Here is a 3483-nt window from a genome sequence, read left to right on the forward strand (position 1 = left end):
CTCCCCGTCACTATACGGGGAGAAGTGCCCGGCAGGGCGATGAGGGGCAGCGCTGACTTCGGCGATTGGGCCCTCTCCGCCGCTGGTTACAAACTTGGCCCCAAGCGACACCCTGCGATCCTAACGTGGCGCGCGCTTGGCCAGTATGCGCTGCAAGGTGCGGCGGTGCATGTTGAGCCGGCGCGCTGTCTCGGAGACGTTGCGCTCGCACATCTCATAGACGCGCTGGATATGCTCCCAACGGACGCGGTCGGCCGACATCGGGTTTTCAGGCGGCGCCGCGCGCTCGCCGGCGGTGCGGGTGAGTGCAGCGAAGATATCATCGGCGTCGGCGGGCTTGGAGAGATAATCGACCGCACCGAGCTTCACCGCGGTCACCGCGGTGGCGATGTTGCCATAGCCGGTCAGGATGATGGTGCGGGAATCCTCGCGCTTTTCGCGGATGGCCGCGACCACGTCGAGGCCGTTGCCGTCGCCGAGCCGCATGTCGACTACAGCGTAGGCGGGTGGATTGGCGCGCGCCTTGGCAACCGCCTCCTCGACGCTCTCGGCCGTCTCGACCACGAAGCCCCTGGCTTCCATGGCGCGGGCCAGACGCGTGAGGAACGGCTTGTCGTCATCGACGACAAGCAGCGAGGTGTCCTCGCCTTCAACCATTGCGCCAATATTCTCGTCGCCTGTCATAGTCTCAAAATTCCTGCTGCCTTAATTTTACGCAAATATAGTTCCTGAGCCCGATTGTCCAATTTTTAGAGGTCCTTCAAGGCTCTCAGGCGGTGTCGAACATGCTGGCCGAAGTGATTTCCGGATTGAGGAACACACCACGCGGCCACGATATCTGTACCATGGCGCCCTCGCCCAGGCCGCTCGAATTGCGGAAATCGAGCACGGCACCGGAGCGTTCGAGCAGGGTCTTGGCGATGAACAGGCCGAGGCCCAGACCGCCGCCGGTTTCATTGCCCTGGCGCGTCGACATATAGGGCTCGCCGATGCGGTCGATGATCTCGGCCGGAAAGCCGGGGCCGTCATCTATGATCGAGAAGGTGACGGTGGCCTCGTCCCAGCTCCAGTGCACGGTGACGCTTTTGCGGGCGAAATCGACGGCGTTCTCGACCAAATTGCCGAGGCCGTAGATGACGCCCGGATTGCGTCGCCCGACCGGCTCGGGGCCGATGCGTTCGCCGGGCCGAAGCTGGATCGAGATGCCGAAGTCCCGGTGCGGCGCGGTGACCTCCTCGACCAGCGAGGTCAATGGCAATCGCGAAAGATGCGCTTCGCCCTCGGAGGACAGGCTGGTCAGCCGCTTGAGAATCTCGCGGCAACGCTCGCTCTGCGAACGCAACAGCGTTACGTCTTCCCCATATTTCGCATCCTTGCCGAGCGCCTTTTCCATCTCCTTGGCGACAAGCGCGATGGTGGCGAGCGGCGTGCCGAGCTCATGCGCGGCCGCGGCGGCCAGCCCGTCGAGTGCCGAAAGGTGCTGCTCGCGCTGCAGCACCAGCTCTGTTGCAGCGAGCGCATTGGCCAGAAGCCGGGCTTCGGCGGCCACCCGGAAGGCGTATATGGCGGTGAAGGCGATCGAGGACAGCACCGCCATCCACATGCCGGCGACATAGAGAAAAGGCATCGCCAGCGGCGCGTCCTCATGCCAGGGCAGCGGCAGATGGACAAAGACCAGAAAGGTCGCCGCCGACATGACCAGCCCGCCGAGGATGGCGGTCAGGCGCAGGGGCAGCGATGTCGCCGAAATGACGACAGGCACGGTCATCAGCAGCGAGAACGGGTTGGTGAGGCCGCCGGTCATGTAGAGCAGGCCGGCAAGCTGCAGGCTGTCGAAGATGAGGATGCCGAAGGCGGCAAGCGGCGTCAGCCGATGCGCCGCCGGAAAGCGGAAGGCGAGAAACAGGTTCATCCAGGCCGAACAGGCGATCAGGGCAAAGCAGAGGCTGACCGGCAGCGGAAACTTCAGCCCATAGGCGACGACGAGCACCGTCAGGCTCTGCCCGACAATGGCAAGCCAGCGCAACCGGATCAGCGTGTTGAGGCGCAGTCTCTGGCTCTGCTGGAAATCGGGCGAACGCAAAACGTTGATCATGGCCATGAATTACAGCCGCAGGAGGACAAGCGCTAGTAGCGGTGCGCAGTCGGCATTCGCGATTGACCGAAGCCCCCCGACGTCGTCATCCCTGGGCGAAGCAGGAGCGAAGCTCCGTCACAGAGACCCTGGAATGACGAAGTGGTCGATTTTTGCACCAAATTTTCAAGGGAATCCCTCCTGATCCAAGCGGTCCGCCCAAGCTTCCCGAGGCTAGGTGCCTCTGGGTTTTGCGCGGGCGGTGGCGGTCGCGAGCAGCGGGTTTTCCGGCCAGACATGCTTGGGATAGCGGCCGCGCATGTCGGCGCGCACATCGGCCCAGGAGCCGCGCCAGAAGCCGGGCAGGTCGCGCGTCGTCTGGATCGGCCCGTGCGCCGGCGACAGGAGTTCGAGCGTCAGCGGCACGGCGCCATTGGCGATCGAAGGATGGCGGTCGAGGCCGAACAGCTCCTGCACGCGAATCGCCAGCACCGGCCATTCGCCGTCATAGCGGATCGGCACATGGCTGCCCGACGGAGCATCGAAATGGGTCGGCGCCAGCGTATCGATCCTGCGCTGCAGATCGTGTGGCACGAGGCTGGCCAGCCCGGCCGAGACAACGCCCGCATCGATGGCGGCAAGCGATGCCGCGCCGGACAGGTAAGGCAGCAGCCAGTCGTCGAGGCACTCGATGAGGGCGTCATCCGCCATATCGGGCCAGGGCGCGCCAAGGCCGCGATGCAACCAGCCAAGCCGCTGGCGCAGCGTTTGCGCCTCCTTGCTCCAATTCAGCAGCGACAGCCCGTGCTGGCGCACCGCGTCGAGGACGGCGCGGTCGGCGTCAGCACCGATTGGCGGCGGCAGCATGCGTTCGGCAAGCGTGATGGCGCCAAGGCGCACGGTTTCGCGGACGCGCACGGCGCGCTTGTCGCGGTCGAAGCTCGTTTCACGGCGGACCTCGATCCTGTCCGCCAGCGCGGCGCGGACATCGTCCTCGCCGATCGCTGCCGCCGCCGTGATGCGCGCATTCTGTGCCTTGCCCTGCAGGTCGGCGACGACCAGAAACGGCTCGCCCGCCAGCGGATCGGCGGCGTCGAGCATGGCGCCGGAGCCGTTGGCCAGCACGAAACGGCCACGCTCGCCGCGCGCCTTCGCCACCCGATCCGGCCAGGCGTGGACGAGCAGGGGACCGGCTGCCGCAGCTTCGCTGCCCTTCGCCTCGCCAGCCTGCCTCGCCAGCCGTTCGGCGAGCTGCTTGGCGGCTGTAGCGCGTGGCGATTTTTCCCCACGAAAACGCATCAGCCGCCGCTCCAGATCGGCGCCGTCGCCACCAAGGCCGCGTTCGGTGAGCAGCACGGCAAGCATCGCCGCCTCGAAGGCATGGCCGCTGCCGGTTGCCTCGGCAACCA

3 protein-coding genes are annotated in these 3483 nt (G+C 65.8%); all 3 read right to left on the reverse strand.

What is annotated here, in order from left to right; translation table 11 throughout:
• Positions 1–120: 120 nt before the first annotated feature.
• Positions 121–684, reverse strand: a complete 564-nt coding sequence (locus EOB59_RS02330) for an ActR/PrrA/RegA family redox response regulator transcription factor (protein WP_013528072.1) — start codon at positions 682–684, stop codon at positions 121–123.
• 85 nt (positions 685–769) lie between these two features.
• Positions 770–2101 carry an ActS/PrrB/RegB family redox-sensitive histidine kinase gene (locus EOB59_RS02335; RefSeq protein ID WP_127808125.1) on the reverse strand — a complete coding sequence of 444 codons (1332 nt, stop codon included), beginning with the start codon at positions 2099–2101 and terminating at the stop codon, positions 770–772.
• A gap of 207 nt (positions 2102–2308) precedes the next feature.
• Positions 2309–3483: ATP-dependent helicase C-terminal domain-containing protein (locus tag EOB59_RS35860; RefSeq protein ID WP_281061696.1), on the reverse strand; the 1175-nt coding region annotated here is incomplete at its 5' end.

The organism is Mesorhizobium sp. M7A.F.Ca.MR.176.00.0.0 (assembly GCF_004023165.1).
GTDB lineage: Bacteria > Pseudomonadota > Alphaproteobacteria > Rhizobiales > Rhizobiaceae > Mesorhizobium.

Excerpts from the sequence above, each read along its gene's own strand:
- EOB59_RS02330 (WP_013528072.1), bottom strand. The coding sequence starts at position 684 with ATGACAGGCGACGAGAATATTGGCGCAATGGTTGAAGGCGAGGACACC.
- EOB59_RS02335 (WP_127808125.1), bottom strand. The coding sequence starts at position 2,101 with ATGGCCATGATCAACGTTTTGCGTTCGCCCGATTTCCAGCAGAGCCAG.